This window comes from uncultured Aurantimicrobium sp. (assembly GCF_936931525.1).
Classification (GTDB): Bacteria; Actinomycetota; Actinomycetes; order Actinomycetales; family Microbacteriaceae; genus Aurantimicrobium.
This window is the reverse complement of the sequence record NZ_CAKZII010000035.1, coordinates 1-24259: the sequence shown is the minus strand read 5'-3', so window position 1 is coordinate 24259 and position 24259 is coordinate 1. Positions and strand designations below refer to the sequence as shown.

Annotated in this window: 26 protein-coding genes and 1 tRNA gene; 19 read left to right on the top strand and 8 right to left on the bottom strand. The window is 55.5% G+C overall.

Going from position 1 to position 24259, the window contains the following annotated elements:
• Positions 1-1026, top strand: a 1026-nt coding sequence (locus Q0362_RS01720) for an acyl-CoA dehydrogenase family protein (protein ID WP_298119126.1), incomplete at its 5' end; no start/stop codon positions are given.
• Here Q0362_RS01720 and Q0362_RS01715 read toward each other — a convergent pair.
• From Q0362_RS01715 to Q0362_RS01705, 3 genes are read right to left on the bottom strand one after another with little or no spacing between them, the layout of a single operon-like run.
• On the bottom strand, positions 1023-1766 hold the full coding sequence (locus tag Q0362_RS01715) for an ABC transporter ATP-binding protein (protein WP_298119124.1): 744 nt from the start codon (positions 1764-1766) through the stop codon (positions 1023-1025). The two genes, Q0362_RS01720 and Q0362_RS01715, sit on opposite strands and share 4 nt — an antisense overlap.
• Positions 1766-2566 (bottom strand): ABC transporter permease, encoded by an 801-nt coding sequence (locus Q0362_RS01710; protein ID WP_298119122.1) that lies wholly within the window; start codon positions 2564-2566, stop codon positions 1766-1768. The genes Q0362_RS01715 and Q0362_RS01710 overlap by 1 nt, the downstream gene beginning before the upstream one ends.
• A gap of 36 nt (positions 2567-2602) precedes the next feature.
• The gene (locus tag Q0362_RS01705) at positions 2603-3295 is read right to left on the bottom strand and encodes a phosphocholine cytidylyltransferase family protein (RefSeq protein ID WP_298119120.1); all 693 of its coding nucleotides are present in this window, start codon (positions 3293-3295) and stop codon (positions 2603-2605) included.
• 209 nt (positions 3296-3504) lie between these two features.
• On the opposite strand from Q0362_RS01705, the gene Q0362_RS01700 reads away from it, so the two are divergent.
• From Q0362_RS01700 to Q0362_RS01680, 5 genes are read left to right on the top strand one after another with little or no spacing between them, the layout of a single operon-like run.
• The gene (locus Q0362_RS01700) at positions 3505-3786 is read left to right on the top strand and encodes a DUF3039 domain-containing protein (RefSeq protein WP_280794241.1); all 282 of its coding nucleotides are present in this window, start codon (positions 3505-3507) and stop codon (positions 3784-3786) included.
• Complete coding sequence (gene murI / locus Q0362_RS01695) at positions 3779-4618, top strand: glutamate racemase (RefSeq protein WP_298119116.1); 840 nt, start codon at positions 3779-3781, stop codon at positions 4616-4618. Before Q0362_RS01700 ends, murI begins: the two co-directional genes overlap by 8 nt.
• An 8-nt stretch (positions 4619-4626) precedes the next feature.
• Positions 4627-5361, top strand: coding sequence for a ribonuclease PH (gene rph, locus Q0362_RS01690; RefSeq protein ID WP_298119114.1), 735 nt, complete (start codon positions 4627-4629; stop codon positions 5359-5361).
• A gap of 3 nt (positions 5362-5364) precedes the next feature.
• Complete coding sequence (gene rdgB / locus Q0362_RS01685; protein WP_298119112.1) at positions 5365-5949, top strand: RdgB/HAM1 family non-canonical purine NTP pyrophosphatase; 585 nt, start codon at positions 5365-5367, stop codon at positions 5947-5949.
• A complete protein-coding gene (locus tag Q0362_RS01680) occupies positions 5946-6638 on the top strand; it encodes an SDR family oxidoreductase (RefSeq protein WP_298119110.1) in 693 nt (230 codons plus the stop codon). Before rdgB ends, Q0362_RS01680 begins: the two co-directional genes overlap by 4 nt.
• On the opposite strand, the gene Q0362_RS01675 is transcribed toward Q0362_RS01680, so the two are convergent.
• The 4 genes from Q0362_RS01675 to Q0362_RS01660 all read right to left on the bottom strand — a co-directional run bounded on the left by Q0362_RS01675 (position 6635) and on the right by Q0362_RS01660 (position 9077).
• Positions 6635-7489: a PhzF family phenazine biosynthesis protein gene (locus Q0362_RS01675; protein ID WP_298119108.1), complete on the bottom strand. Its 855-nt coding sequence runs from the start codon at positions 7487-7489 to the stop codon at positions 6635-6637. The two genes, Q0362_RS01680 and Q0362_RS01675, sit on opposite strands and share 4 nt — an antisense overlap.
• 2 nt (positions 7490-7491) lie before the next feature.
• The gene (locus Q0362_RS01670; protein WP_298119106.1) at positions 7492-8268 is read right to left on the bottom strand and encodes a DedA family protein; all 777 of its coding nucleotides are present in this window, start codon (positions 8266-8268) and stop codon (positions 7492-7494) included.
• Positions 8269-8309: 41 nt separating this feature from the next.
• A complete protein-coding gene (locus Q0362_RS01665; protein WP_298119104.1) occupies positions 8310-8957 on the bottom strand; it encodes a DedA family protein in 648 nt (215 codons plus the stop codon).
• Positions 8958-8995: 38 nt separating this feature from the next.
• Positions 8996-9077: transfer RNA gene (locus tag Q0362_RS01660), tRNA-Leu, on the bottom strand.
• Positions 9078-9149: 72 nt separating this feature from the next.
• On the opposite strand from Q0362_RS01660, the gene Q0362_RS01655 reads away from it, so the two are divergent.
• The 13 genes from Q0362_RS01655 to Q0362_RS01595 all read left to right on the top strand — a co-directional run bounded on the left by Q0362_RS01655 (position 9150) and on the right by Q0362_RS01595 (position 24026).
• Positions 9150-10289 (top strand): acyltransferase, encoded by a 1140-nt coding sequence (locus Q0362_RS01655; protein ID WP_298119102.1) that lies wholly within the window; start codon positions 9150-9152, stop codon positions 10287-10289.
• Between the two features lie 9 nt (positions 10290-10298).
• On the top strand, positions 10299-10853 hold the full coding sequence (locus Q0362_RS01650; RefSeq protein ID WP_298119100.1) for a DUF177 domain-containing protein: 555 nt from the start codon (positions 10299-10301) through the stop codon (positions 10851-10853).
• 21 nt (positions 10854-10874) lie between these two features.
• Positions 10875-11081, top strand: coding sequence for a 50S ribosomal protein L32 (rpmF, locus tag Q0362_RS01645; RefSeq protein WP_110233896.1), 207 nt, complete (start codon positions 10875-10877; stop codon positions 11079-11081).
• A gap of 24 nt (positions 11082-11105) precedes the next feature.
• A complete protein-coding gene (gene rnc, locus Q0362_RS01640) occupies positions 11106-11813 on the top strand; it encodes a ribonuclease III (protein WP_298119094.1) in 708 nt (235 codons plus the stop codon).
• A 7-nt stretch (positions 11814-11820) separates the two neighbouring features.
• The gene (gene mutM / locus Q0362_RS01635; protein WP_298119092.1) at positions 11821-12678 is read left to right on the top strand and encodes a bifunctional DNA-formamidopyrimidine glycosylase/DNA-(apurinic or apyrimidinic site) lyase; all 858 of its coding nucleotides are present in this window, start codon (positions 11821-11823) and stop codon (positions 12676-12678) included.
• Between the two features lie 10 nt (positions 12679-12688).
• On the top strand, positions 12689-13768 hold the full coding sequence (locus tag Q0362_RS01630) for an alanine racemase (protein ID WP_298119090.1): 1080 nt from the start codon (positions 12689-12691) through the stop codon (positions 13766-13768).
• Positions 13769-13860: 92 nt separating this feature from the next.
• On the top strand, positions 13861-14625 hold the full coding sequence (locus Q0362_RS01625; protein WP_298119088.1) for an IclR family transcriptional regulator: 765 nt from the start codon (positions 13861-13863) through the stop codon (positions 14623-14625).
• Between the two features lie 80 nt (positions 14626-14705).
• A complete protein-coding gene (smc, locus tag Q0362_RS01620) occupies positions 14706-18251 on the top strand; it encodes a chromosome segregation protein SMC (RefSeq protein ID WP_298119086.1) in 3546 nt (1181 codons plus the stop codon).
• A gap of 22 nt (positions 18252-18273) precedes the next feature.
• Complete coding sequence (locus tag Q0362_RS01615; protein ID WP_298119084.1) at positions 18274-18942, top strand: FHA domain-containing protein; 669 nt, start codon at positions 18274-18276, stop codon at positions 18940-18942.
• A gap of 44 nt (positions 18943-18986) precedes the next feature.
• Complete coding sequence (locus tag Q0362_RS01610) at positions 18987-19802, top strand: PP2C family serine/threonine-protein phosphatase (RefSeq protein ID WP_298119083.1); 816 nt, start codon at positions 18987-18989, stop codon at positions 19800-19802.
• Positions 19803-19882: 80 nt separating this feature from the next.
• Positions 19883-20989 (top strand): serine/threonine-protein kinase, encoded by a 1107-nt coding sequence (locus Q0362_RS01605; protein ID WP_298119081.1) that lies wholly within the window; start codon positions 19883-19885, stop codon positions 20987-20989.
• 2 nt (positions 20990-20991) lie between these two features.
• Positions 20992-23844 (top strand): Ig-like domain-containing protein, encoded by a 2853-nt coding sequence (locus Q0362_RS01600; RefSeq protein ID WP_298119078.1) that lies wholly within the window; start codon positions 20992-20994, stop codon positions 23842-23844.
• Positions 23832-24026 carry a DUF3117 domain-containing protein gene (locus Q0362_RS01595; protein WP_298119076.1) on the top strand — a complete coding sequence of 65 codons (195 nt, stop codon included), beginning with the start codon at positions 23832-23834 and terminating at the stop codon, positions 24024-24026. Before Q0362_RS01600 ends, Q0362_RS01595 begins: the two co-directional genes overlap by 13 nt.
• 42 nt (positions 24027-24068) lie before the next feature.
• Here Q0362_RS01595 and Q0362_RS01590 read toward each other — a convergent pair.
• Positions 24069-24259: hypothetical protein (locus Q0362_RS01590; protein WP_298119074.1), on the bottom strand; the 191-nt coding region annotated here is incomplete at its 5' end.

Sequence of the window (24259 nt, the reverse complement as noted above, 5' to 3'; positions counted from 1 at the left end):
CCGCACCACATTGTTAAGCCCTTGGCTGCCATGGGGGCATTCCGCTACGGCTATGACGAGACCCGCGAATTTGAAAACTCCGCAATATTCCGGGGCTTCGCAACTCTCGAGGTTGCACGCGTGGATGCTTCGGTTGGAACGTTTGTGGGCGTACACAGCGGGCTGGCGATGGGGTCAGTTGCGCTGTGCGGGTCAATAGCCCAGCGCGAAGAGTGGCTTCCCAAGATGGCTTCGGGAGACGTCATCGGATGCTTCGCTATGACGGAGCCTGAACACGGCTCGGATGTCGCTGGGGGCATGGCGACCACGGCTCGCCGCGAGGGTGACGAGTGGGTCCTCAACGGCGCAAAGCGCTGGATCGGCCTGGCAACCCTGGCAGATATCTGCATCCTGTGGGCAATGACCGATGAGGGTGTGCGCGGATTCATTGTGCCCACCGACACCCCGGGGTTCACCGCAACCGCTATTGAGGGCAAGCTGTCGATGCGCGCCTCGATTCAGTGCGACATTGAGCTCACCAACGTAGTTCTTCCCGCCGATGCGCTTCTCCCCAACGCGAAGGGACTCTCCGGCCCCTTCGGCTGCCTCAACGAAGCCCGCTACGGCATTATCTGGGGCGCCATGGGCGCAGCACGTGCCTGCCTGGACGCAGCCATTACCCGGTCCAAGGACCGTGAAGTTTTTGGAAAGCCCATTGGTTCATTCCAGCTCACGCAGGCCAAGCTTGCTGACATGACCCTCGAATATGAAAAAGGTGTTCTCCTCGCTCTTCACATCGGGCGTCAGAAGGATGCGGGAACTCTCAACATTGCTCAGATCAGTGTGGGCAAGCTCAACAGTGTTCGTGAGGCTCTGAAGATTGCGCGTGAAGCGCGCACTATTTTGGGCGGGGATGGCATTACGGGTGAATTCCCCGTCATGCGTCACATGGCCAACCTTGAATCAGTGCGCACCTATGAGGGCACTGATGAGATTCACCAGTTGGTGATTGGTCGAGCTTTGACCGGGCTTAACGCTTTTAGCTAAAGCCCGGGGTAGTCCTCGTTGTATGCAGCGAGAACTTCTCCAATAGATGCGTCCAACTTGAGGGCGCCCTTATCGAGATAGAGGCCTCGGGTGCAGAAGCGCTCGAGGTCTCTCTCGTTGTGGGAGACGAAGAAGAGGGTGCGACCTTCGGTCAGCATCTCTTCGATGCGGGAATAGCACTTGTTCTTGAAGGCCTTATCGCCCACGGCGAGAACCTCGTCCACGAGCAGGACAGGTTCTTCCAGGCTGGTGACCACCGAGAAAGCCAGGCGCACCTTCATGCCGGAGGAGAGGTGCTTGTAAGGAGTGTCGAGGAAGTCTTCGATCTCCGCGAATTCGATGATGTCATCGAACTTCGCCGCAACCTGGTCACGAGTCATACCGTGGAGCCCGGCTGTGAGGAAGACGTTGTCACGAACGGTGAGGTCATCAACGAATCCGCCGGTGATTTCAATCAGGGGAGCAACGCCTGCATTGACGTTGATGGCTCCCTCATCAGGGATGAGCACGTTGGCTACCAGTTTCAGTAGCGTGGACTTGCCCTGACCGTTGCGTCCCACCACACCGATAGCTTCACCAGGGTGAACGTCGAAGCTCACGTGCTGCAGAGCCCAGAATTCGTTCGGCTTAGAGCGACGTGCCTTGGTGGAGAAGAGATCCTTGAAAGAACGACGGCCCTTGTGATTGCGGCGGAAACGAATTCCTGCGTCAGAAACGGTAATCACTGCAGAAGAAGTCATTAGATCTCCTTCAATACGGAACGTTCGGCACGCTTGAAGACCCACAAGCCCAGCGCCAAAATGGCCACAGACATCGTCGCAGCAACTCCCACCACGGCCCAGTTGAGCTCTTCAGGGAAGAAAGCTGCACGGTACAGGTCAAAGATGCCGGCAAGGGGGTTGAAGGCAGCCCAAGGTTGGATTGCTGCGGGGAGGTCACCGAATGCGTAGATGATGGGGGACGCATAGAACAGGAAACGCAGCACCAGTTTGATCGCACGCTCCAAGTCACGGAAGAAGACCACCAGAGGAGCCACAATCAAGCCAATGCCGAAGGTGAGAATGGCCTGCAAGATGATCGCGAGGGGGAAGTACACAACTTCCCAGCTGAGCTGGGCACCAGCAATAACGGCAAACAACGCCAACACAGGCAGCGCAAAGATGAACTCAATGCCCTTACCCAGCACAATGCTGGCAACCCAGATGCTGCGGGGGATGGCAGTGGAGCGAACGAGCTTGGCTGACTTGAGGAAAGCTCTCGTGGAGTCAGAGACTGCTCCGTTGAACCACATCCATGGCAGGAGGCCTGCAAGTAGGAAGACGATGTAGGGCTCGGTTCCTGCTGCACGCTGGAACACCTGCGTGAAGATGAACCAGTAGATGCCACTCATGATGAGGGGATCAAGAACAGACCAGATGTAGCCTAGAGCGCTGGTGGAGTATCGAACCTTGAGGTCTCGACGAGTGAGCAGCCACAGAGCGTGACGATAGCGCGCGAAAGCAGACCGTTGATACGGTGACTGTTCCACTGAAGCGCTCACAGAATACGAGCCTACGGCTAGTTAGAGCCCGAAGGACTAAACGTAGAGGTTGGCGCGCTCAAGGTCCTCAGCGAAGTCGATTTCAACTGCGTAGAGGTCAGAGATGTCGATGGGCTCAACCAAGACGCCGTCCTGTTCGATAGCGAGCTCAAGGCCACGCTCGAAGTAGTCCTGGTCGTTGACCTTGTTCAGCTGACGAAGCAGTACTGCCTTGTCCTTAGCGGAGATGTAGTTGATACCCACTGCCTCACCCAAGCCGCCCTTGACGGTCTTGGAGAGTTCCTTGATGTAACCCTCGGCGGTGGTGGTGTACTTGACCTCTTCGTCAGAGACGGAAGAAGTGTTCACCGAAACGAAGGACTGGTCGCGCACGATCAGTTCGGAAGCACGAACGAGAGCAGCGGGGTCAAAGACCACGTCACCGTTCATCCAGAGAACTCCACCGGTGCTGGAAGCGCGCAATGCACGCATGAGTGACTTAGACGTGTTGGTGGTGTCGTACTGCTCGTTGTAGACAAAGTTCACGTCGGGGAAAGCCTCGATGATGTGCTCGAGCTTGTAGCCAACAACGACGGTGATGTGTGCGTCTGCACCGAAAGCGAAGCGGATGTTTTCCATCTGCTGCTGCATGATGGTGCGACCGTCGCTGAGTTCAGTCAGGGGCTTTGGAAGCGAGCGGCCCAAACGGCTACCCATGCCTGCAGCAAGAATGACAACCTGCGTAGTCACGATAAATCTCCTTGAGTGGTGTCTTTGATGCACCAGGGAAGAAGCAGAACGGGCATCAGAAAATGTCGATAGAAACGACACCCCGTTATGTCTCCTTTAGTTTACCCGGCGTTTACCTAAAAAATCCAGACATTAGGCGCGTTTGTTGCCTTTTCGTGACTGTTTTCACAGGGTTCACTCAGGGGCCTTCCGCCTCATAGAATTGGCATATGAGCTCGACATTCCCTGATGGCACCCCACTGGAGACCGGTGGCGGAACAGCGACCCTCGATCGAGAGCTCGAAGAACTCCTGCGTAATGAGCAGTTGGAAGATGGCGACCACGATCGTTTCTCTCACTACGTGAAGAAAGACGACATCTTGAAGTCGGCTCTCTCGGGCAAGCCCGTGAAAGCCCTCTGTGGCAAGAAGTGGACTCCAGGGCGCGACCCCGAGAAGTTCCCGGTCTGCCAAACCTGCAAGGACATCTACGAGAAGATGGCGAATGACTAGCGGGAAGTTCAACCGCAACGCCCCCATCGGCGTCTTTGACTCGGGCGTGGGTGGACTCACAGTAGCTAGGGCTATTCGTGACTCTCTGCCGCACGAATCGATTATTTACATCGGTGACACTGCGCACTCGCCCTACGGCACCAAGAGCATTGCTGATGTGCGCACCTATGCACTGAATGTGCTTGATCAACTCGTTGAGCAGGGCGTCAAAATGCTCGTCATTGCGTGTAACACGGCCAGTGCGGCCATGTTGAGAGATGCGCGTGAGCGTTATGACGTTCCCGTGGTGGAAGTTATCCAGCCAGCCGTGCGCGGAGCGCTTGCTGCGACCCGAAACAACCGCATTGGCGTAATCGGAACCACAGCCACCATCAACTCGCGCGCCTACAACGATGCGTTCGCTGCCGCACCGCAGCTTGAGTTGTTTACCCAAGCTGCTCCTCGATTCGTGGAGTTTGTGGAAGCAGGTCACACCAGCGGTGAAGAGGTCCTGCGGGTGGCTCGTGACTATCTCCAACCCCTCATCAAGGCAGAGGTAGATACCCTCGTTCTCGGCTGCACGCACTACCCCTTCCTGCGTGGAGCCATCTCGTATGTCATGGGAGACCACGTTCGTCTCGTCGCCAGTGACAACGAGACCGCTAAAGATGTGTATCGCGAACTGGTTAACCGTGAACTCGATCGGGTCGACCCTGCGCCGCCCACCTACCGCTATGAAGCAACAGGGGACAACACTGCAGAGTTCCTGCGTCTGTCTTCCCTTTTCCTAGGCCCCCAAGTTCTCACCGTGGACTACACCCCCACCGGTGCTATCGATCTTCCCCTCAACTAAAGGAACTTATGTCAGAGAACATCACTCGTGCAGACGGCCGCGCCGTTGACCAGCTTCGCGAAATCACCATTGAGCGTGGCTGGAGCGAACAAGCTGAAGGCTCCGCACTGATTTCCTTCGGTAAGACAAAGGTCTTGTGCACGGCTTCCTTCACCAGCGGCGTTCCCCGCTGGATGACAGGAAAAGGAAAAGGCTGGGTCACCGCTGAATACGCGATGATTCCTCGCTCGACCAACTCCCGTATGGACCGCGAAGCAGTCAAGGGCAAGATTGGCGGCCGCACCCACGAGATTTCCCGACTCATCGGCCGCTCATTGCGAGCTGTGGTCAACACCAAGGCCCTCGGTGAAAACACCATCGTGATTGACTGCGACGTTCTTCAGGCAGATGGTGGCACTCGCACCGCAGCAATCACCGGCGCCTATGTTGCGCTCGCCGAAGCAATTGAATGGGGAAAGGCAAACAGTCTCATCCCGAAGAGCGCTGAGCCACTCATTGACAGTGTTGCTGCAGTTTCTGTCGGCATCATTGACGGCACCCCCATGCTGGACCTCGCCTATGTCGAGGATGTCCGCGCGGAGACCGACATGAATGTTGTGGTCACCGGTCGCGGACTGTTCGTTGAGGTTCAGGGCACCGCCGAAGGCGCACCTTTCGACCGCAATGAGTTGAACTCGTTGTTGGATCTTGCCGTTGCTGGTGCTGTTGATCTCACCAACTTCCAGCGTCAGGCTCTTGCTTAACCCATGAACACGTTCGTGCTCGCCACCCACAATCAGCACAAGATTGAGGAATTCAACGCCATTCTGAGCGAGCTCGTTCCCGGGATTACCGTCATTGGTTATGACGGCCCAGAACCTATCGAGGATGGTGTGAGCTTTGCCGAGAACGCGTTGATTAAAGCGCGTGCGGCGGCAGCTCACACAGGCCTTCCTTCCCTCTCAGATGATTCCGGTATCTGCGTTGATGTGCTCGGCGGCATGCCCGGTATTTTCTCTGCACGCTGGGCAGGAAACCAAAAAGACAATGCGGCGAACGTGCAATTGCTCCTGGAGCAGATGAGCGATGTGCGAGACGGTGACCGAGGTGCCCACTTCACCTGCCACATCGCCGTGGTGATGCCAGAAACCAGCGAAGAGTTCGTCGTGGAGGGCAACTGGCCTGGTTCGATTGCCCGAGAAGTTCACGGCGTGAACGGCTTTGGTTATGACCCAGTGTTCATTCCGGAAGGGTTTGAGGTCACGGCAGCAATTCTCGATCCCACAGAGAAGAACAAACTCAGCCACCGCTCTCGCGCACTGCAGGCACTTGCTGACAGACTCAGTTCATGACTGAACTAGCTGGCAAGCGCATACTCGTCACCGGAGCTTCTGGTGCTTTGGGTTCACGGATTGCGTCACTTCTGGCTGGCGCTGGTGCTCAACTGGTACTCACTGGCACTAATGCGGACAAGCTTCAGGCCCTTGGTCTTAATGCAGAGCTCTTCACCCTCGATCTCTCACTGCCTGGTGCTGCTAGTTCTCTCATTCAGACAGTGACTGCCTCTGGTCAGCTCGATGGCATCGTGGTAGCTCACGGCGTGGTGGCATTTGGACCAGTTTCTGAGCTGAGCAGCCAGACACTACAAAGTCTTCAGGCTCTGAATCAGACCAGCCCCATTGAACTTCTTACGTCAGCTATTCCTGCACTCACAGCAGCTAAAGCCGCTGGAAGCGAACCCTTTGTCCTGACTATTTCTGGGGTGATTGCGGACATGCCCACTGCAGGGATGGCTGCCTATGGTGCGAGTAAGGCGGGACTGAAGTCCTTCGTTTCTGCAACACAGCGTGAACTTCGCCGTGAAGGAATTCGTGTGCTGGACACTCGTCCACCTCACACCGAAACAGGTTTAGCTTCAAGGGCAATTGCCGGTGTTGCGCCGACCATGCCTCAGGGGCTTAATCCGGATGATGTGGCAGCAAGAATTATTGCTGCAATTGTGACCGACGAGAAAGATGTTCCTGCGGAACTCTTTAGCTAGTACAGATCGGTAGCCGTTCCAGAAACTTTCATTCTGGAACCACCGATGGTGAGCATGATGGAACTGGGACGGCCCATGTCATCGCCTTGGAAGATAGTGACGTGATCACCTGAGCCGTAGATGCCGTTATCCCTGAAGTACGCACCCAGGGCGGCAGCAGCAGAACCTGTAGCGGGATCTTCATAGATACCCACTGATGGCGCAGGATTGCGTGAGTGCCACCTGCGGCCGTGGGGATCACCTTCGTCGGGATAAACCAGTTGGATAGTGGTCCAACCGTTTTCCTTCATGAGGTCACTCAAGACGTCATAGTCGTAGTCCATCGAGGCCAACGTCTCGCGGTTGTCCAGAACCAAGATGGGGTGGGCATTGCCCACAAAACCAACCGCCGGAGTGAAGCGTGTATCCAGGTCTGATTCGTCCCAATCAAAGGCATCCAAGATGTCATAGACCAGTTCAGGATCAAGCGGTTGGAGGGTTGCTGGGGGAGAGGTTAGTGTGGCCACGACGGAACGGCCTGCGACAGTTACATCAACCTCGACAGGACCGGCATTGGTGCTGAGTTCGTAAACGCCATCTCCGTTTTCGCGGCCCAACACAACACCTGAGGCAATCGTGGCGTGACCGCAGAAAGCAACTTCTGCTTCGGGAGTGAAGTATCGAATTTGGTAGCTGTTCTCTCGGTCCTTGTGGGGAAAGAGAAAAGCGGTTTCTGAATAGCCCACCTCGTGCGCTAGGGCAAGCATCTCTTTGTCAGACATTCCCGTGGCGTCAAGAACAACACCAGCAGGGTTTCCGCCTTCAGGGTCATCACTGAAAGCGGTGAGGCGAAGTACTTCGCGTGAGGACATTCTTAGTTTGTCGAGTCTGCGTCGTGCTTGCCGTGGGGCTTCTGCACGAAGTCATCTTGCTTGAGAACGAGCTTCTCAGCTTCCTCGTGGGTGACTACGTGACCTTCAGGAGCGTGCTTGAACGCAGCTTCCTTCTTGGCCCGGCGTGCTTTCATGACGGCCTGGATGTAGTGGTAAATGCTCGGAATCAAGACAACGACCACAACACCGAGAAGAACGATGTCGATGTAGTCCTGAACAAAGGCAGCCACGACGGGGATGTGTCCCACACCATAACCAATGGCCGTCAAACCAGTACCCCACACGATGGCGCCGATGAAGTTGTAGAGGGTGTACTTCTTGTAGTTCATGTGACCCACACCTGCAGCAACAGGGGCGAAGGTGCGCACAACGGGAACGAATCGCGCGATGATGACGGCGAAGCCGCCGTAGCGAATGAAGAAACTGTTGGTTCGTTCAACGTTCTTTTTGCTAAAGAAGCCGCTTTCGTTCTTTTCAAAAACGCTGGGCCCAAATTTATGGCCGATGAGATATCCGACTTCACCACCGATGAATGCACCGGCACTAATTGCGGCACACACCACAAAGATGTTGGCACCGAACGTGTCCGTCACGGTGAGTACACCGGCAGAAATGAGCAGGGTGTCACCAGGGAGAAGGAATCCGACCAAAAGGCCGGTTTCCGCAAAGACGATAAACGCTACACCGAGCAGGGCATAAGGCCCGAAGCCGTCGATGAGGTTTGCAGGGTCAAGCCAAGGAATCAACGAAGTGTGCATAGTTGTTCCAGCCTACCGGCTGGCTGAGAGCTGGCTTTCAGCTAATTTGCAGGATTCTGCTGACGGTCACGACGCTCAAGAATCCAGGTGCGAATGCTGAAAATGATCGATGCTGTGATGAAAAAACCAGCGATGACATAAGCCGCTGCTTTCACGCCAGGGATGCTGGCGGCGTAGTAGCCGACCAGGGTCAACCCAACGCCCCAGGCAAGTGCGCCCACAAAGTTGCTGGTGAGGAATTTGAAATAGTTCATCTTGCCAATGCCTGCGACCCAGGGAACAAAAACTCGAGCCCATGGAATGAAGCGGGCAATCACAACGGACCACCAGCCGTAGGAGTTATAGAACTTCTCCACCCGGGCAATGATTTTCTTCATGCGCGGACCACTCTTGCGATCAAGATAGGGGCGACCTAAGTGTCGACCAAGAATGAAACCGACTTGGTCACCAATAAAGGCGGCAATGCCCACACCCAGCGCCAGGATCCACACACTCAACTCAGGAGTTGCGGCAGTGACGAGGCCAGACGCAAACAGGAGTGAATCTCCGGTGATGAATGGAATGAAAGCACCAACGAACAATCCGGTTCCGGCGAAGACGAGTCCCCACACCACGAGATAGAACACCGCAACGCCAACCTGGGAAAACAGATCAGCCATCTGTCCGTCAAGTGCTGAGGCGTGCAACATGTGTGTTCTTTCTCACAGGGTAAAAAGTGAAGTTTTTGTACGGGAGAAGGGACTTGAACCCTCACGCCTCTCGGCACCAGAACCTAAATCTGGCGTGTATACCAATTTCACCACTCCCGCGAGTGTTACCTGACTAGTTTATGTGCCATTCTGGTTCGACCTACTCACTCCCTCCTGAGAGGACACGTTGACGTGACCACTGCACCACAGCACCGCTTCCTACTCCTAGATGGGATGCGTGGCGTTGCCGCCCTGGGAGTACTTGCATTTCACGTCACTGTGAGCGCATCCTCAGATTTCCAGCAGCTGGCTTCCTTCTACCTTTTTGTGGACTTCTTCTTCGTGCTCAGTGGCTTTGTGCTGTGGCCGAGCATGCCTCATCAGGGGAAACAACTGGGTTTGGCATCACGGATCTTTATTCTCAAGCGAGTATTCAGATTCTGGCCTCTGGCTGTCGCCAGCCTCATCGTGGCGTTGATCGCCATCGATTGGGAACGCAACGTACTGGTGGGCAAAGACAATTTCAACGCTCCCTATGGAAGTCTCGCTGGCCTGCCAGCGGATGACCGAATACACATTCTGGTTTTCGCGTTCTTGCTTTTGCAGGTTTTCTTATCGGCAGCTATTGCCATCAACGTTCCCTTGTGGTCTCTCTCTGCGGAGTGGATCGCTAACGTCATTTATGCGCCACTGACTGCCGTGAAGTGGGGATTAGGAATCATTGCTGCCATTGCGGCGGGCTATCTCATGTTGTGGATTGGCCTCACCTTTGATGCCTCGTTTATCGAAAACAGCGGACCTATTCGAGGATTTGAAGCCATTGGCCGAGCCTTCTTAGGGTTTGGCTTGGGTTTGTTGTTGCGAAAGTACCTGCCTCAGCTTTCTCGCTTTCGAAACTGGTGGCTTCTTTCTCTCTCGATTGCGTTGGTTGTTTCTCTCTTCTTTATCGAGGACGCGTGGCATTGGAACTCTTATCGCTACGCCATCACCTATTTCGCTGCGCCTATCTTCGCTCTCTTGATCTTGCAATTGACCAAGTTCGAGGTCACGCCGGGCACGCGTAAAGCAAAGGTGTTGACCTTTATGGGTGTGTATTCCTTTGGTGTCTATGTATTCCACCAACCTCTGATTCAGTGGTCCAACGTGGTGCTAGGAACGCCATCGGGAATCTTCCCCTCCAGCAAATGGATTTATTTCTTCCTGGTCCAGTCCGTGTGTGTCACCATCGTGTCGATTTTCCTCACCTATGAAGCCAAGATTTTGGTTGAGCGTCCAATTCAGCGCTGGGGCAAGAAACTCGTGCAGAAAGCCTCCTCGAAACTATCCGCGTAGACTCATCCCGTGGCTAAATTCGTCAAAACCCCCTTCACTGTTGAGGTCTATGACCTTATGCACCGTCCTGGTGAACAGCGCGAGCGTGAGCTCGATATTGCTGCGCCCGAAAAGTTGGGCGAAGGAATTATTGCTGTTCCTGTTGACGAAAACATCCACATTGACCTGCGTTTAGAGTCCCTCGGAGATGGCATCTTGGTCTCTGCTGAGGTGGAAACGACAGCCTTCGGAGAGTGCGGAAGATGCCTCGAACCCATCGAGCAGGACCTCGAAGTCGAATTTCAGGAACTTTTCGCGTATTCTGTAGACGAAGCTTTTGACTATGAGGTTCACGACGACCACGTGGATCTTGAACCTCTCGTCAGGGAAGCGGTTGTGCTTGCACTTCCGTTCCAGCCGGTATGCCGTCCAGATTGTGCTGGTCTCGATCCTGAGACTGGTGAACGCTTGGCAGAACCACTGGATTCCACGCTGGAAGAGACGTTAGACCCGAGATGGGCCGCGCTCAGCCAGTTGGCAGCTTCCACAGACAACGGTGACACAAGCACCGGTAAAAAGAAGTAAGTAAGAAGAGAAGAGATAGCCATGGCTGTTCCCAAGCGCAAAATGTCGCGAGCTAGCACTCGCATGCGCCGTGCCCAGTGGAAGGCAACTGCTGCCACCCTCGTGAAGAGCGTTGACGCTAACGGCAAGGTTTCCTACAGCCTTCCTCACCGCGCCAAGGTTGTTGAAGACTCTGCTGGCACCCCACTCTTCATGGAGTACAAGGGCCGCAAGGTAGCTGACGTTTAGTCACACCCTTATTGGCGAGTGAGCATGAGCTCTCCTGCTTCTGGTCATCAGACCGATATCTCGAGTCTCTCGAGTTCTCTTGGCATACCCCTTGACGGGGAGCTCTACGAGCTTGCCTTGACGCACCGCTCCTATGCCTACGAGCATGGCGGCATTGCCAACAACGAGCGCTTGGAATTCTTAGGCGACTCTGTGTTGGGTCAGGCCGTTACGGTCATGCTTTATAACAACAACCCTGGTCTCGACGAGGGTGACCTGGCTAAGCGTCGGGCATCACTGGTCTCGACCATTGCACTAGCTGAAGTCGCCCGAAGCATCGAACTCGGGCAGTTCATTCGTCTGGGTAACGGTGAAGAACTCACCGGTGGTCGCAATAAAGATTCGATCCTTGCAGACACCGTAGAAGCCTTGTTTGGTGCGACCTATCTCACCGCAGGGCCTGAAGTTGCAAACACTCTGGTGCTGCGCCTGATTGAGCCATTGCTTGATAACCCAGAACGTTTTGGTGCCGCGATGGACCCTAAAACCAGTCTTCAAGAAGCTGTTGCCAAGTTGGGGACTGCGGTTCCTGTGTATTCGGTTGAAGCTGCCGGTCCTGACCATGCACGTGTCTTCACGGCCACGGTCACCGTCGGCGATCTCGTCTCCGCAACGGGAACAGGAACCAGTAAGAAGCACGCCGAGATGTCTGCAGCGTTGACCGCCTGGACATCGCTCAGCGAGAAGAACTAGTTCTTTCATGCCTGAGCTTCCCGAAGTTGAGGTTGTGCGCGCTGGTTTGGAACCAGCCCTGGTTGGTGCTCGCATTGACACCGTGCAGGTATTTGATCCTCGCTCACTCAAACGTCACGATGCCAGGCGCGGTGACTTCGTCGGCATGCTCCAAGGAGCGACTGTTCTCTCTGCCGAGCGCCGAGGAAAGTTCATGTGGTTTCCGCTGGACTCAGGTGATGCTCTGGTCACTCACCTTGGTATGAGTGGGCAAGTTCTCTTGCGCGATCTTGATGCCGAACCAGATCGCCACCTGCGCATTCAATACGTCATCACCCATCCCGTGCATGGTCCGCTCGTGGTCAACTTTGTGGACCAGCGCATCTTTGGATCCATGGCAGTGGATGAACTCGTGGAGCAAGCTTCAGGTCTTGTTCCATCTCAAGCAGCACACATTGCGTTGGACCCACTCGACCCCTTCTTTGATGACGAGTTGTTTATTGCTCGTCTGCGCAAGAAGAGCACCGGCGTGAAGCGAGCACTTCTTGATCAGACCCTGATCAGTGGCGTGGGCAACATCTATGCAGATGAGTCGCTCTGGGCAGCACGGATCCATGGTGAGAAGTCTTCGGATTCTCTCTCCAAAGCTAAGTCCCGTGAACTTCTTGATTCTGTTCGAGCGATTCTCATCAAGGCTCTGGGGGAGGGTGGCACCAGCTTTGACGAGCAATACGTCAACGTCAATGGGGAGTCTGGCTACTTCTCCCACAGCCTCAATGCCTATGGCCAGCAGGGCAAGCCCTGCCCGCGTTGTGGGACTCCGATTCGCCGAGTGACCTTCATGAACCGCGGTTCACACTTCTGCCCGAAGTGTCAGAAAAAGTAGGCTCTCACTCATGACTATCCCTGCACCTGAGACGCCCTTCATCGCCATTGAGCTTGGAATCTTGCAGGGAAACATTGCCCGCGCTGCTGAGGCGGCGCGCACGGCAGGCATTGCACTGCGTCCGCATGTGAAGACGCACAAGATCATCGAGATTGCTCGCATGCAAGAAGCTGCTGGGGTGCTCGGCATCACGGTCGCCACCCTCGGTGAAGCAGAAGTCTTTGTAGAGGCGGGCTTCCCGGATGTGTTGATTGCGTACCCGCTCTGGTTGACGCCAGCCAAGGCGAAGAGACTCGATGCGCTTCTTGACCGGGCGACCATTCGTCTGGGAATTGATTCTCTCGAAGCGGGAAAGAAGCTCGCAGAACTTCTTCGAGGCCGTGCTGCTCTGGTTGAGCTACTGATTGAAGTCGACTGTGGTCACCATCGCAGCGGCATTGATCCCAGTGCCGTGGGGGAGTTGGCTTCAGGCTTGAAAGGGCTTGGTCTCGAAGTTTCTGGATGCTTTACCTTCCCTGGGCACAGTTACTCAGTCGATGGCCGCGCCGCAGCTGCTCTTGATGAAGCTCGAGCTCTCGCCACAGCACAGCACCAGCTCACCGCTGCCGGTTTTACTGATGCCCAGATTCGAAGTGGTGGTTCAACTCCTTCTCTGTCGGAAGCAGATGTTCTTGTGGTGACCGAGCAGCGGCCAGGTGTGTATGTGTTCAATGATGCTCAGCAGATCGAGTTGGGCTCGTGCGGTTGGGATGACGTTGCCCTGACCGTTCATGGAACTGTTGTAAGTGTTCGAGGAAACCGCGTGATTGTGGATGCGGGCAGTAAGGTTCTCGGTGCTGATAAGGCGCCCTATGCAACTGGCTATGGTCGTGTGCTCGGCCAACCTGACGCGCGCATCGTGGCACTGTCCGAGCATCACGCAACTGTTGAGTTTCCGGAAGGCTCTGTCATCCCTGAACTCGGCTCTGTCTTGCCGGTGATTCCGAACCATGTCTGCAACACCGTGAACCTCGCAGATGAGGTGTATGTCTTCGATCGGGGTGCTCTGGTGGACCGATGGAAGGTCGCGGCCCGGGGGAGAAATTCATAAATATCTGATTTATCTTGATATCGAGATAGATGAGGAGTAGAGTTCCGGTCATTGGAACCTAATTTCTTAGAGCCTGAAAGGGCAGATATTTCATGAGTCCAGCACGTACTACTGCCGGTGCACCAATCTCTTCTATTGGTCGCGGCATCGCTGTTCTTGGATGTTTCAACGAGCGTCGTCGTGCACTGACGCTGTCGGAACTCTCCGAAAAGTCTTTGCTTCCGATGTCGAGCACCCACCGCGTGGTGGCAGAGCTCGTCACCGGTGGATTCCTTGTCCGCGGCTCTGATCGCCGCTACCGCATCGGTACGCGTGTGTGGTCCATCGGTCAGCTCGCGCCCGTGAGTGACCAGCTCCGTCACCGTGCACTTCCCACCCTTGCTCGTCTTTACGAAGAGACTGGTGAAAACATCACTCTGGCAGTGCTCGACCGTGGCCAGGCACTCTATGTCGATCGCATTGGTGGAGAGCGCTCGGTTCACACTGCTTCTCGTGCCGGTGGTCACTTACCTCTTCACACCACCGGTGTGGGCAAGGTGTTGCTGGCATGGCAGAGCCCTGAAGCGATTGAGAAATACCTCAGCCGTCCACTGACCCGCACTACCCCCTACTCGATCGTGGACCCCGTCAAGCTCAAGACGGAACTCGTGGAAACCAAGAACCGTGGCTATGCCGTAGCTCGCCAAGAAAGCACTGCCGGTAATGGTTCGGTTGCCGTTCCCATCCTCCGCGGAGGCCGCTGCGTGGCCGCTGTCGGTGTTGTTGCTCACCTCACCCATATGGATATTCCTCGCTTAGTTGAAGTGCTCCAGCTGGCAGCTGATTCGATTCGTAAAGAGCTCGAAGACGACCACTAAACCCGTGGTTATGTCGGGCTTGTATATCCAGTAAATTTGTTTGGTAGTGCAAGTGCACTGCTGATCTGGGAGCTCTCGACGTGTATCTAAAAAGCCTGACGCTTAAAGGCTTTAAGTCGTTTGCCCAGCCGACCACTTTTGCCTTCGAACCTGGTGTCACCTGCGTGGTGGGCCCTAACGGTTCAGGTAAGTCCAACGTCGTTGATGCACTCGCCTGGGTCATGGGTGAGCAGGGAGCCAAGACTCTCCGCGGCGGCAAGATGGAAGACGTCATCTTCGCCGGAACCTCCACGCGTGGCCCCCTTGGCCGCGCAGAGGTTTTGCTCACCATCGATAACGCTGACGGTGCTCTTCCGATTGAGTATTCCGAAGTCACCATTAGTCGAACCTTGTTCCGCAACGGTTCGAGTGAATACGCCATCAATGGTGAGAACTGCCGTCTACTCGACGTGCAAGAACTTCTTTCGGACTCTGGTCTTGGCCGTGAGATGCACGTCATCGTGGGGCAAGGCCGTCTCGATAACGTTCTCCAGGCCAGCCCGGAAGATCGTCGTGGCTTCATTGAAGAAGCTGCCGGAATTCTCAAGCACCGTCGCCGCAAGGAAAAGACCGTGCGCAAGCTCGAGGCGATGCAGGCCAACCTCACTCGTCTGACCGACCTCGCAACAGAGGTTCGTCGTCAGCTCAAGCCCCTGGGCCACCAGGCCGAGATTGCCCGTGAAGCACAGAGCATTCAGGCAGAGGTGCGCGATGCTCGCGCACGCATTCTTGCTGATGATGTTGTTCAATTGCGCACCACCCTCGATGCTCACAACAAGACTGAATCTGAGCGTCACAGCGAACGCATCGTTCTGCAAGAACAGCTTGAGCGCACCATGCTTCGCGTTCGCCGCCTCGAAGCAGACCAGACTGCCGATGACGTTGAGTCAGCGCGAAAGACCGTCTTCTCGCTGGAGTCGATCCAGGAGCGCCTGCGTGGTCTCTATAACCTCGCGAACCAGCGCCTGGCACTTCTTGGTGCTGACACTGACCAGCAGCCTCTGGGCTCTGGTGTGAATCAAGCCATGATCGAAGGCGCAGAGTCTGAGGTTGAGGTCATGCGTGGCATCGTCACCGCTGCTGAGGCAGCATGGCAGGCAGCACAGCAGGCAACCGTGGTCGCACGACAAAAGCTCGACTCAATCGATGAGCAAATCTCTGCCCAGTCTGCTTTGGTCTCACAGCACGATCTCGAACTGACCAGCCTGCGCGGAAAGAAAGAAGCTGCAGACTCAGCTCTTGCTGCTGTTCGCGGTGAAGTTCTGCGTCAGCAAAACGCCCTCGATGCTGCAACCGAACGTCGCACCAACGCTCAAGAAAACCTTGCTCAGGTTGAGTCTGATTCTGCTGACACCACAGCCGGTGAAACCGGACTCAACGACACATATGAGGCAGCTCAGGCAGCTGTGGTGGAAGCTGATGCCACCATCGATCGCCTCCGTGATGAACTTCACACCCTTGAGCGTGAACGTGATGCTCTCCAGGCACGCACTGGCGCTCTTTCGATGGCACTGGATCAAAAGGACGGCTCTTCAGCCCTGGTGAAAGCCAAGCTTTCGGGTATTCGTGGCCTCGTTGCCGAACACATCCAGGTGAAGACAGGATATGAAGCAGCTATCGCTGCTGGCTTGGGTTCTCTCTCCGATGCTGTTCTCGCTGATGACATGGATTCCGCTATTTCAGCGCTGGCAAACGTAGACCGCGATGATCTCGGTCGCGTCGAAATTGTGGTCGCAGCTAAGCCCGGCAAGAGTGCAGTCACGTTGCCCAGTGTTTCTGGCGTTGTTCCTGCCTCTGACGTGGTCACCGCACCCGAAGGCGTGCTGGCACTGCTCGCCTCGACCGTCATCGCAGATGACCTCGATGCTGCTCGCGCAGCGTGGAAGCAGGGGCTGGAAAAGTCGGATGCCAACGTCACCATCATCACCAAGGCTGGTGAAGTTCTCACTCGTTTTGTGCTCCGCGGTGGTTCAGGTTCCAAGCAAAGCCGCATTGAGCTTGTCTCTGACCGTGATGCAGCACAGAAGCGTCTCGACGAAGTTGTCGGACTGATCGACAAAGCTCGTCTTGATCTTGCTGACCAGCGCGGTGTTGCTCAGGTTGCCAAGGAGCGTTCAACCGCTGCCCTTGCTGCACTGCGTGAATATGACTCCCAGCTCGCTGCTCGCTCCGAAGCACTCAACCGTGCTCGTGTTCAGGTGGAAGCTGCTATTGCTGAATCGGAACGTTTGAGCGCTTCGCTTGCTCTTGCTGCTTCTTCTGTCGAAGAAGCAGAGCAGAATGCTCACCGCGCGACGAGTGAGCTTGAATCTGTGGAATCACGACCACGTCCCATCTTGGATGTGTCGGCCCGTGATGAGCTTTTTGCAGAGCTTGAAGCTGTGCGTGAGAAGGAAGTTCAGTCACGACTGGAACTCGAAACTGCGCGAGAGCGTGTTCGTGCTGAAGAGCTTCGTGTTGAAGGCCTGCGTCAGCAGCTGGATGCTGACCGTGCTGCGTCGGAAGAAGCAGCACGTCGTGCTGTTGTTCGCCGTCGTCAGATTGATGCTGCTGCCGGAGTTGCAGACGCACTTCCCGCTGTGTTGGATTCGGTTGACCGTTCCGTGTCTGAGGCACGTGTGCTCTTGGCGCAGCGTGAAGCAGACCGTGCTGCACAGAACCAAGAACTCGTCACCCTGCGCCAGGAAGAATCACAACTTCGTGAGCGTCTGCACTCCATCACAGAGAACGTGCACGGCCTAGAACTGCAGATCTACGAAAAGAAGATGCACCTCTCTGGCTTGCTCGAGCGTGCAGGTAATGAGTTGGGTCTTGTCGAAGATGTGCTCATTGCGGAATACGGTCCTGAGGTTCCCATTGTTATTGCTCTAGATGCCGATGCCGCTGCTGATGCTGAGCCAGAAACAAAGCCATACAACCGTTCTGAGCAGCAGACGCGCCTCGAAAAAGCTGAGCGTAAGCTCGGTCAACTCGGCCGTGTGAACCCTCTTGCTTTGGAAGAATTCGCTGCTCTGGAACAGCGTCATACCTTCCTGACCGAACAGCTGACCGACCTCACCAACACCCGCAAGGACTTGATGACCATCATCGACGAGGTGGACTCCACCATGCAGTCGGTGTTCCAAGCAGCCTTCGATGACACTCAAGCCGCCTTTGCTGAGGTATTCCCCATTCTCTTCCCTGGTGGTTCTGGAAGCATCGCGCTGACCAACCCGGATGATCTCCTCACCACCGGTATTGAGGTCATGGTCAAGCCTGCGGGTAAGAAGATTGACCGCTTGAGCTTGCTCTCTGGTGGTGAGCGCTCGCTCGCTGCTGTTGCTCTGCTGGTGGCCATCTTCAAGGCTCGCCCTTCGCCGTTCTACATCATGGATGAGGTTGAAGCTGCTCTGGATGATGCCAACTTGGGTCGTCTGCTTGCCATCTTTGAAGATCTGCGCAACTCCAGCCAGCTCATCGTGATTACCCACCAGAAGCGCACGATGGAAATCGCTGACGCCCTCTATGGCGTCTCGATGCGCCAGGACGGTGTCTCGGCAGTAGTCGGTCAACGCGTAGCCGCCAAGGAGACTGCGTCAGCTTCCTAGCTCGGCGCTGGTGAGATCTTCGATGAGCACACCTGACGACAACACTCGCATCAACGCGAACGATGACACGGTCATCGGCGTTGACGCCAGCGATGACACCATCATCAAGGTTCCTATTGATGAAACCGTCGTTGGTTCCGTTGAGATCATTGATGACAGCACCGTCATCGGCGATGTCGTTCCTTCAGAAGAAACAGTCATCACCAGTGATGACACGGTCATCCCTGAAACTACCGAGGATTACCACACCCTCATCGGATCCATGATGGATACCTCGTTAGGACTTCGGGGCCTGATCGATACACCAGAAGAAATCTCAGGCGATGAGTCAGATACCGCGCCCCAGCAGGACCTTCGGTCTCGTTTTCAGCTTCGCCACATCAATGGCACTAAGCATTCACTGAGTAAACCCCTCATTATGGGTCGCCTTCCTGCAGCACCACTGCGCGGTGGGCAGTCGGTCAACCTCGTCATGATTGCCTCTCCAGATGGACTTGTTTCTTCAACTCATGCTCGCTTTGAGGTGGTCGGAGACGTCGTTGTGGTGACCGACCTCCGCTCCACTAACGGAACCCGTGTGATTATTCCTGGACAGCCGACCACACTCCTTGCACCCGGGGACTCGATGGCTCTCGGCGTTGGAGCGATTATCGACCTCGGCGACGGTAATAGACTTGAAGTTCTTGGTTAGCCGTCTTCTTTCGGTTGTAGCCCCATAATCTTGGAGATTTTCCTGTGACTGCCTTAGGCCAGAACTCGACCGGCACGACTGTTGTCGACACGAGCACTGGTGCGAGCGTTACCCTCTCTTGGGCTGCCGGAACTGATGTGGGAAACCACCGCGCGAACAACGAAGACTCCTACTCCATTGCGTGCCCCGTCTTTGCGGTGGCAGATGGCATGGGCGGCCACAGCGCAGGCGATATCGCCAGCGACTGCGTTGTTCAGCGCATTGCAGGCCTAGAAAAGCCTGGTTTTGCTGACTTAGACGCACTTGAAATGGCCCTGGCCATGTCTGTGGTGGATCTGCGCAACAAGCTCACCGAAGACCAGCAGGGCGCTGGCACAACGGTGACGGGTGCTGCTCTCGTTCAAGAGGGTGACCAGCTGCAGTGGGCCGTATTCAACATTGGTGACTCTCGTGTCTATGTGAAGCTCGACGAGACCTTCGAACAGGTCACCGTGGATCACTCCGTGGTTCAGCAGCTTGTTGATGCCGGCACTATCACCAAAGAAGAAGCTGACTACCACCCTCATGCGAACGTGATCACCCGTGCTGTGGGCATCATCGATGAGCCCATCCCTGACTATGTGGCACTACCCGTTGTTCCCGGCATGCGTTTGCTGCTGTGTTCAGACGGTTTGACCAAAGAGCTCACCGATGTCGGAATTGAGCACTTCTTGACTACTGCTCCCACGGTTGAGGATGCCGTGAGCGAGCTGATGAACGCTGCATTGACCAATAGCGGCCGTGACAACGTCACGCTGATTGTTATTGACGTTATTGCGGTCACGGTGGGGCACACCGAATCCTCAGTTTCACCTGCCTAAACTTCAATTGCGCTGAATTTACGGCGTTATTTGCGTTGAACTCTGCAGAGTTCAACCCAGCTTGAAGAAGGCGGTGGGAAATGTCGAGACGACTACCCTCAACTCCGCCTGTCCTCTCCGGTTTCACCTTCGTCCGTGTGTTGGGCTCCGGCGGTTTTGGTGACGTTTTTCTCTATGAACAGCAGCTACCTCGTCGTAATGTGGCGATCAAGGTTCTTCTTCCCGAGGTTGTGAACCCACGGGTCCGGGACATGTTCCAATCGGAAGCTCAGTTGATGTCTCAACTGAGCACCCACCCATCAATTTTGAGTGTCTTTGAAGCGGGAGTGAGCGCGGATGGGCGCCCCTATCTCGTGACGGAAGTATGTGTCAGCGGCTATGGCGAACGCTTCCGCGCTGAGACAATTCCGGTTGCCGAAGCTCTGCGCACAGGTATTCGTATTGCGGCAGCGCTTGAGACTGCGCATCGTGCGAATGTTCTTCATCGTGACATCAAGCCCGGCAACATTTTGGTTACCGCCTACGGTCACCCCGTCCTCAGCGACTTCGGTATTGCCTCTTCGGTGTATCTGGGGGATAACTCCACCGCAGTGGGTCTGTCTGTTCCCTGGTCTGCTCCTGAAGTCATCCGTGAAAGCACAACCGGTTCCACCGCTTCTGAAATTTGGTCACTAGGCGCCACGGTCTATTCGTTGCTTGCTGGCCGCAGTCCCTTTGAAATTCCTGGTAAAGATAATTCTCCCGGGCACCTTGCCGGCCGCATCTTGAAATCTAAGCCTCAGCCCATTGGCCGCAGTGACGTTCCAGCCCGCCTGGAAGAAGTTCTCACCAAGGCGATGAGTAAGAACCCCATCGATCGGCCACACTCGGCACTCGAATTTGCAAGACAGCTCCAACAGGTTGAAACCTCCATGGGCTTGGCCCAAACTCCCATCGATGTTGTCGGTGACGAGTGGGGTTCTTCAGCGATTGTGATCAATGAGAACGATCGCACCGCACTCTCTCCTTTGGATGCCCACTCGACGCCCAGCTGGCGTCGACAGGGATACAACTCCACACCTGCAGAGCGTGATGAGCTTGCGTACGTCGCTTCGCGACGTCGGCGCAAGCTCTTGCTTTCTGTGGTCACCGGTGTTGTGGCAGTGGTGGCTATTGTGACTCTCGTGTTGGCAACGGTGGCCGGATAATCATGATCCGCTCGTGGTTCACCCGGCTCCTCGGAGCTACTCCACGCCGCCGCACCATCATCAAATGGACGGCGGCAACCAGTGTGCTCGCGCTCTTGGTGATTGGGTCACTTGTTGCCACTGGCTACCAAGCCCAGCGGGTCAATCTCGATGACGGTGCCGTTTGGGTGACCAACGGCGACAAGCAGGCAATTGGCCGCGCAAATACCAAAGTCTTTGAACTCAACACCGTGCTTACGACCGATTCCAGTCAGATGGATCTGGTGCAAAACGCGGAATACGTCTTCCTCATCAATGACGCCACCCGTTCGCTCGATGTGGTGAACCAGGCCACCGGTGAGGTGTCGGAAAGCATTCCGCTTCCCCAAGATGTGACCTATGCAGCGCTTTCTGGCGACAACGTGATCTTGCATGCACCTAGCTCTGGTGATGTGTGGGTCATCCCGGCAGCAACCATCTCTACCTTTGATGCGCAGACCCAGCCTGCCAACTTCACAGTTGGTGCTGACTCGGTGGTTGCCGTCAACGAACAGGGCTACCTCGTCGGAGTCAGTGCCAAGCTCGGCACACTTTCTCGAATCAACACCCTGACCTCAGTTACCCCTGAATCTCAGGCGCTTGATTCCGAGCTCAATAAAGGAAAGCTTCAGATCACCCTGGTGGGAGATCGCTGGGTCGTACTTGATACCCAAAGTGGAAGCATGATCACAGCTGGGCGAGTTATTCAGCTGAGTGCTTCGGCAACCGAACTGGCACAAGCTCAATTGCAACTCCCCAGCGCGCAGGGTGTCAATGCCAGTTCTAATGCGGCAACCAACGTTTCTGGCACCTCAGCAGTGTTGCTCTCCTTCAGCACGGGACTCACCTCTGTTAACCTCGACAGCGGTGACGTGTCGACTCTCTCTAGTGCGAGCGGACGCCCTGCAGCACCCCTAATTGAAGGGGACTGTGCTTATGCCGCCTGGTCAGGTGGCACGGTGTGGTCCAAATGTGGGGCAGACGAAGACAGCAACGCAAATGCAGAAGGTATGTCGGGTTCAGCTGAGCTGACATTCCGAGTCAGCGATGGCGTGATTGCACTCAACGATGCGGTGAATGGTTTGGTTTGGGCGGTGCAAGGTGGTGTCCGCCTCATTGATAACTGGGATTCATTACTTGCACAGCAGGCACTCGAACAGCAGGTTGTCCAGACCAACAATGCTGATGCACCCGAATACGACAAGAACCCTGCGCCTCCTATTGCAGTAGATGATGATCTGGGGGCACGTCCGGGGCGCGTCACGGCACTCCCTGTGCTTCTCAACGATTACGACCCCAATGGCGATGCCTTGGTTATCGACTCTGTCACCGGCATTCCTTCCAGCCTTGGTGAGATTTATATCAACTCCGACCGCAACCAGGTCATGGTTCGTCTGGCTGCCGATGCTGCTGGCTCGACCCAGTTCGAGTACACAATCTCTGACGGCCGCGGCGGAGAAGCTTCTGCCACTGTCACGCTGAACATTCGCCCCAACTCAGAAAATTCTCCACCCGTCCAGGCACGCCCCACCCGCACCGACGTGGCGATGGGTGGTCAGGTCATTGTGAATGTCCTCGGTGACTGGGTTGACCCAGATGGTGATGCCATATTCGTTGCTGCGGCAACCACGGAAGAACCTGACTCGCTTTCGTATTCTCCCGCTGGTCGTGTTGCATTCACTGACTCAGGTCGCGGTGGAGGTGGCACCAAGCAGATTGCGCTCGAGGTTTCAGACGGTCGCGCGTCTGGTTTTGGTGCAGTCCAAGTCAACGTCAAAGCTGCCGGCCAAGTCCCTATCGTTGCAGAAGCATTTGCCGTGATTGCTATTCAGGGGCAGCCGGTCACCATTAACCCTTCAGCTCATATCCGCGGCGGATCTGGTGTGTTGAGCCTGACCGGTGTCCCCGAGGTTCCTGGTCTGGATATCGTGACTGACTTCGCTGACTTCTCCTTCTCGGTGACCGCCTCCCGGACTGGGTCAACCTATGTCACGTATGCGGTGACAGATGGCGATGCAACAGGCTCTGGTTTGGTTCGCATTGACGTCATAGATCCGCCCGAGGTATCCGCTCAACCGATTACCTCGGCACACGCTGTGTATGTTCCTCTCCAGCAGTCCCGCACCGTCGATGTCACTGCGACCGATCGCGACCCTGCTGGGGGAGTGCTCGTGGTCACAGGAACCCTGAATGTTCCCATTGAGTCGGGTATTCAAGTTGAAGTTGTCGATCACCGACTGGTTCGTGTGACGCTGACCAAGCCACTCGATGCTGCGGTGTCCTTCGGTTATCGCGTGAGCAATGGTGTTTCTCAAAGTGAAGGCACGATTACCGTCGTGCAAACACCTGCGCCTGCAGTCGCTCAAGCGCCAGTTGCTGTTCCTGATGCAGTCGCAGTCCGCGTGGGCGACGTCATCAGCATCCCTGTGCTCACCAATGACATCCATCCCGATGGTGGTGAGCTGACCCTGGCTCCCAACCTCGATCAGGATGTTCCTTCCGGAGCTGGTTTGCTCTTTGTCTCTGGTAACCAGCTGCGCTTCCTCGCCGGAAACAACCCAGGCACCTATTCCGCTGTCTACCGCGTCAATGCAGACAACGGTCAGTGGGCCAGTGGCACAGTAACAATCTCTGTTCGTGCCATTGATGAAGACACCAACCAAGCCCCCACCCCGCGCACGGTGACTGCTCGTGCAATGTCGGGTCAGACCGTGCGGATTCCGATTCCCCTGGTAGGTATTGACCCCGATGGTGACTCGGTCCAGTTTGTGGGACTCGACACCAATCCTTTTGGATTTTTCGAGCCAGTAAATAAGGAGTTCAAATGGCGGCAATGAAGCCACGCACGGGTGACGGTCCTATGGAAGTTGCCAAAGAAGGACGTGCCATCGTGATGCGCGTACCACTCGAAGGTGGTGGCCGCTTGGTGGTTTCTTTGAACTCTGAAGAAGCAGCAGACCTAGGCGCTCAATTGGTTCAAACAGCTAAGACTGCCGGACCAACTCTTCGCCCAATCTAAATTAGTTTTTAAAAATAGCCCGCACAAATGTGCGGGCTATTTTTAAATTGTCGAAGTCTCAGGCTTTATGTATTCGCGCCCGATGACTCGCATCAACAGGATGCCATCTCCAACAGTTAACAAATTGCAATCTAGCCGGCTGTCTTTAAAAACATCTTGAACCGCCAAACGCAGACTTACAGTTCTTTGATCCCGCTGAGTCAAGTCGCCAACTTTTTGATTGCCAAGTGCGT

Coding starts and splice junctions, on each gene's coding strand:
- Q0362_RS01715 (WP_298119124.1), bottom strand. CDS start 1,766: ATGACTTCTTCTGCAGTGATTACCGTTTCTGACGCAGGAATTCGTTTC.
- Q0362_RS01700 (WP_280794241.1), top strand. CDS start 3,505: ATGAGCTCGACATTCCCTGATGGCACCCCACTGGAGACCGGTGGCGGA.
- murI (WP_298119116.1), top strand. CDS start 3,779: ATGACTAGCGGGAAGTTCAACCGCAACGCCCCCATCGGCGTCTTTGAC.
- rph (WP_298119114.1), top strand. CDS start 4,627: ATGTCAGAGAACATCACTCGTGCAGACGGCCGCGCCGTTGACCAGCTT.
- rdgB (WP_298119112.1), top strand. CDS start 5,365: ATGAACACGTTCGTGCTCGCCACCCACAATCAGCACAAGATTGAGGAA.
- Q0362_RS01680 (WP_298119110.1), top strand. CDS start 5,946: ATGACTGAACTAGCTGGCAAGCGCATACTCGTCACCGGAGCTTCTGGT.
- Q0362_RS01675 (WP_298119108.1), bottom strand. CDS start 7,489: ATGTCCTCACGCGAAGTACTTCGCCTCACCGCTTTCAGTGATGACCCT.
- Q0362_RS01670 (WP_298119106.1), bottom strand. CDS start 8,268: ATGCACACTTCGTTGATTCCTTGGCTTGACCCTGCAAACCTCATCGAC.
- Q0362_RS01665 (WP_298119104.1), bottom strand. CDS start 8,957: ATGTTGCACGCCTCAGCACTTGACGGACAGATGGCTGATCTGTTTTCC.
- rpmF (WP_110233896.1), top strand. CDS start 10,875: ATGGCTGTTCCCAAGCGCAAAATGTCGCGAGCTAGCACTCGCATGCGC.
- rnc (WP_298119094.1), top strand. CDS start 11,106: ATGAGCTCTCCTGCTTCTGGTCATCAGACCGATATCTCGAGTCTCTCG.
- mutM (WP_298119092.1), top strand. CDS start 11,821: ATGCCTGAGCTTCCCGAAGTTGAGGTTGTGCGCGCTGGTTTGGAACCA.
- Q0362_RS01630 (WP_298119090.1), top strand. CDS start 12,689: ATGACTATCCCTGCACCTGAGACGCCCTTCATCGCCATTGAGCTTGGA.
- Q0362_RS01625 (WP_298119088.1), top strand. CDS start 13,861: ATGAGTCCAGCACGTACTACTGCCGGTGCACCAATCTCTTCTATTGGT.
- Q0362_RS01615 (WP_298119084.1), top strand. CDS start 18,274: ATGAGCACACCTGACGACAACACTCGCATCAACGCGAACGATGACACG.
- Q0362_RS01605 (WP_298119081.1), top strand. CDS start 19,883: ATGTCGAGACGACTACCCTCAACTCCGCCTGTCCTCTCCGGTTTCACC.
- Q0362_RS01600 (WP_298119078.1), top strand. CDS start 20,992: ATGATCCGCTCGTGGTTCACCCGGCTCCTCGGAGCTACTCCACGCCGC.
- Q0362_RS01595 (WP_298119076.1), top strand. CDS start 23,832: ATGGCGGCAATGAAGCCACGCACGGGTGACGGTCCTATGGAAGTTGCC.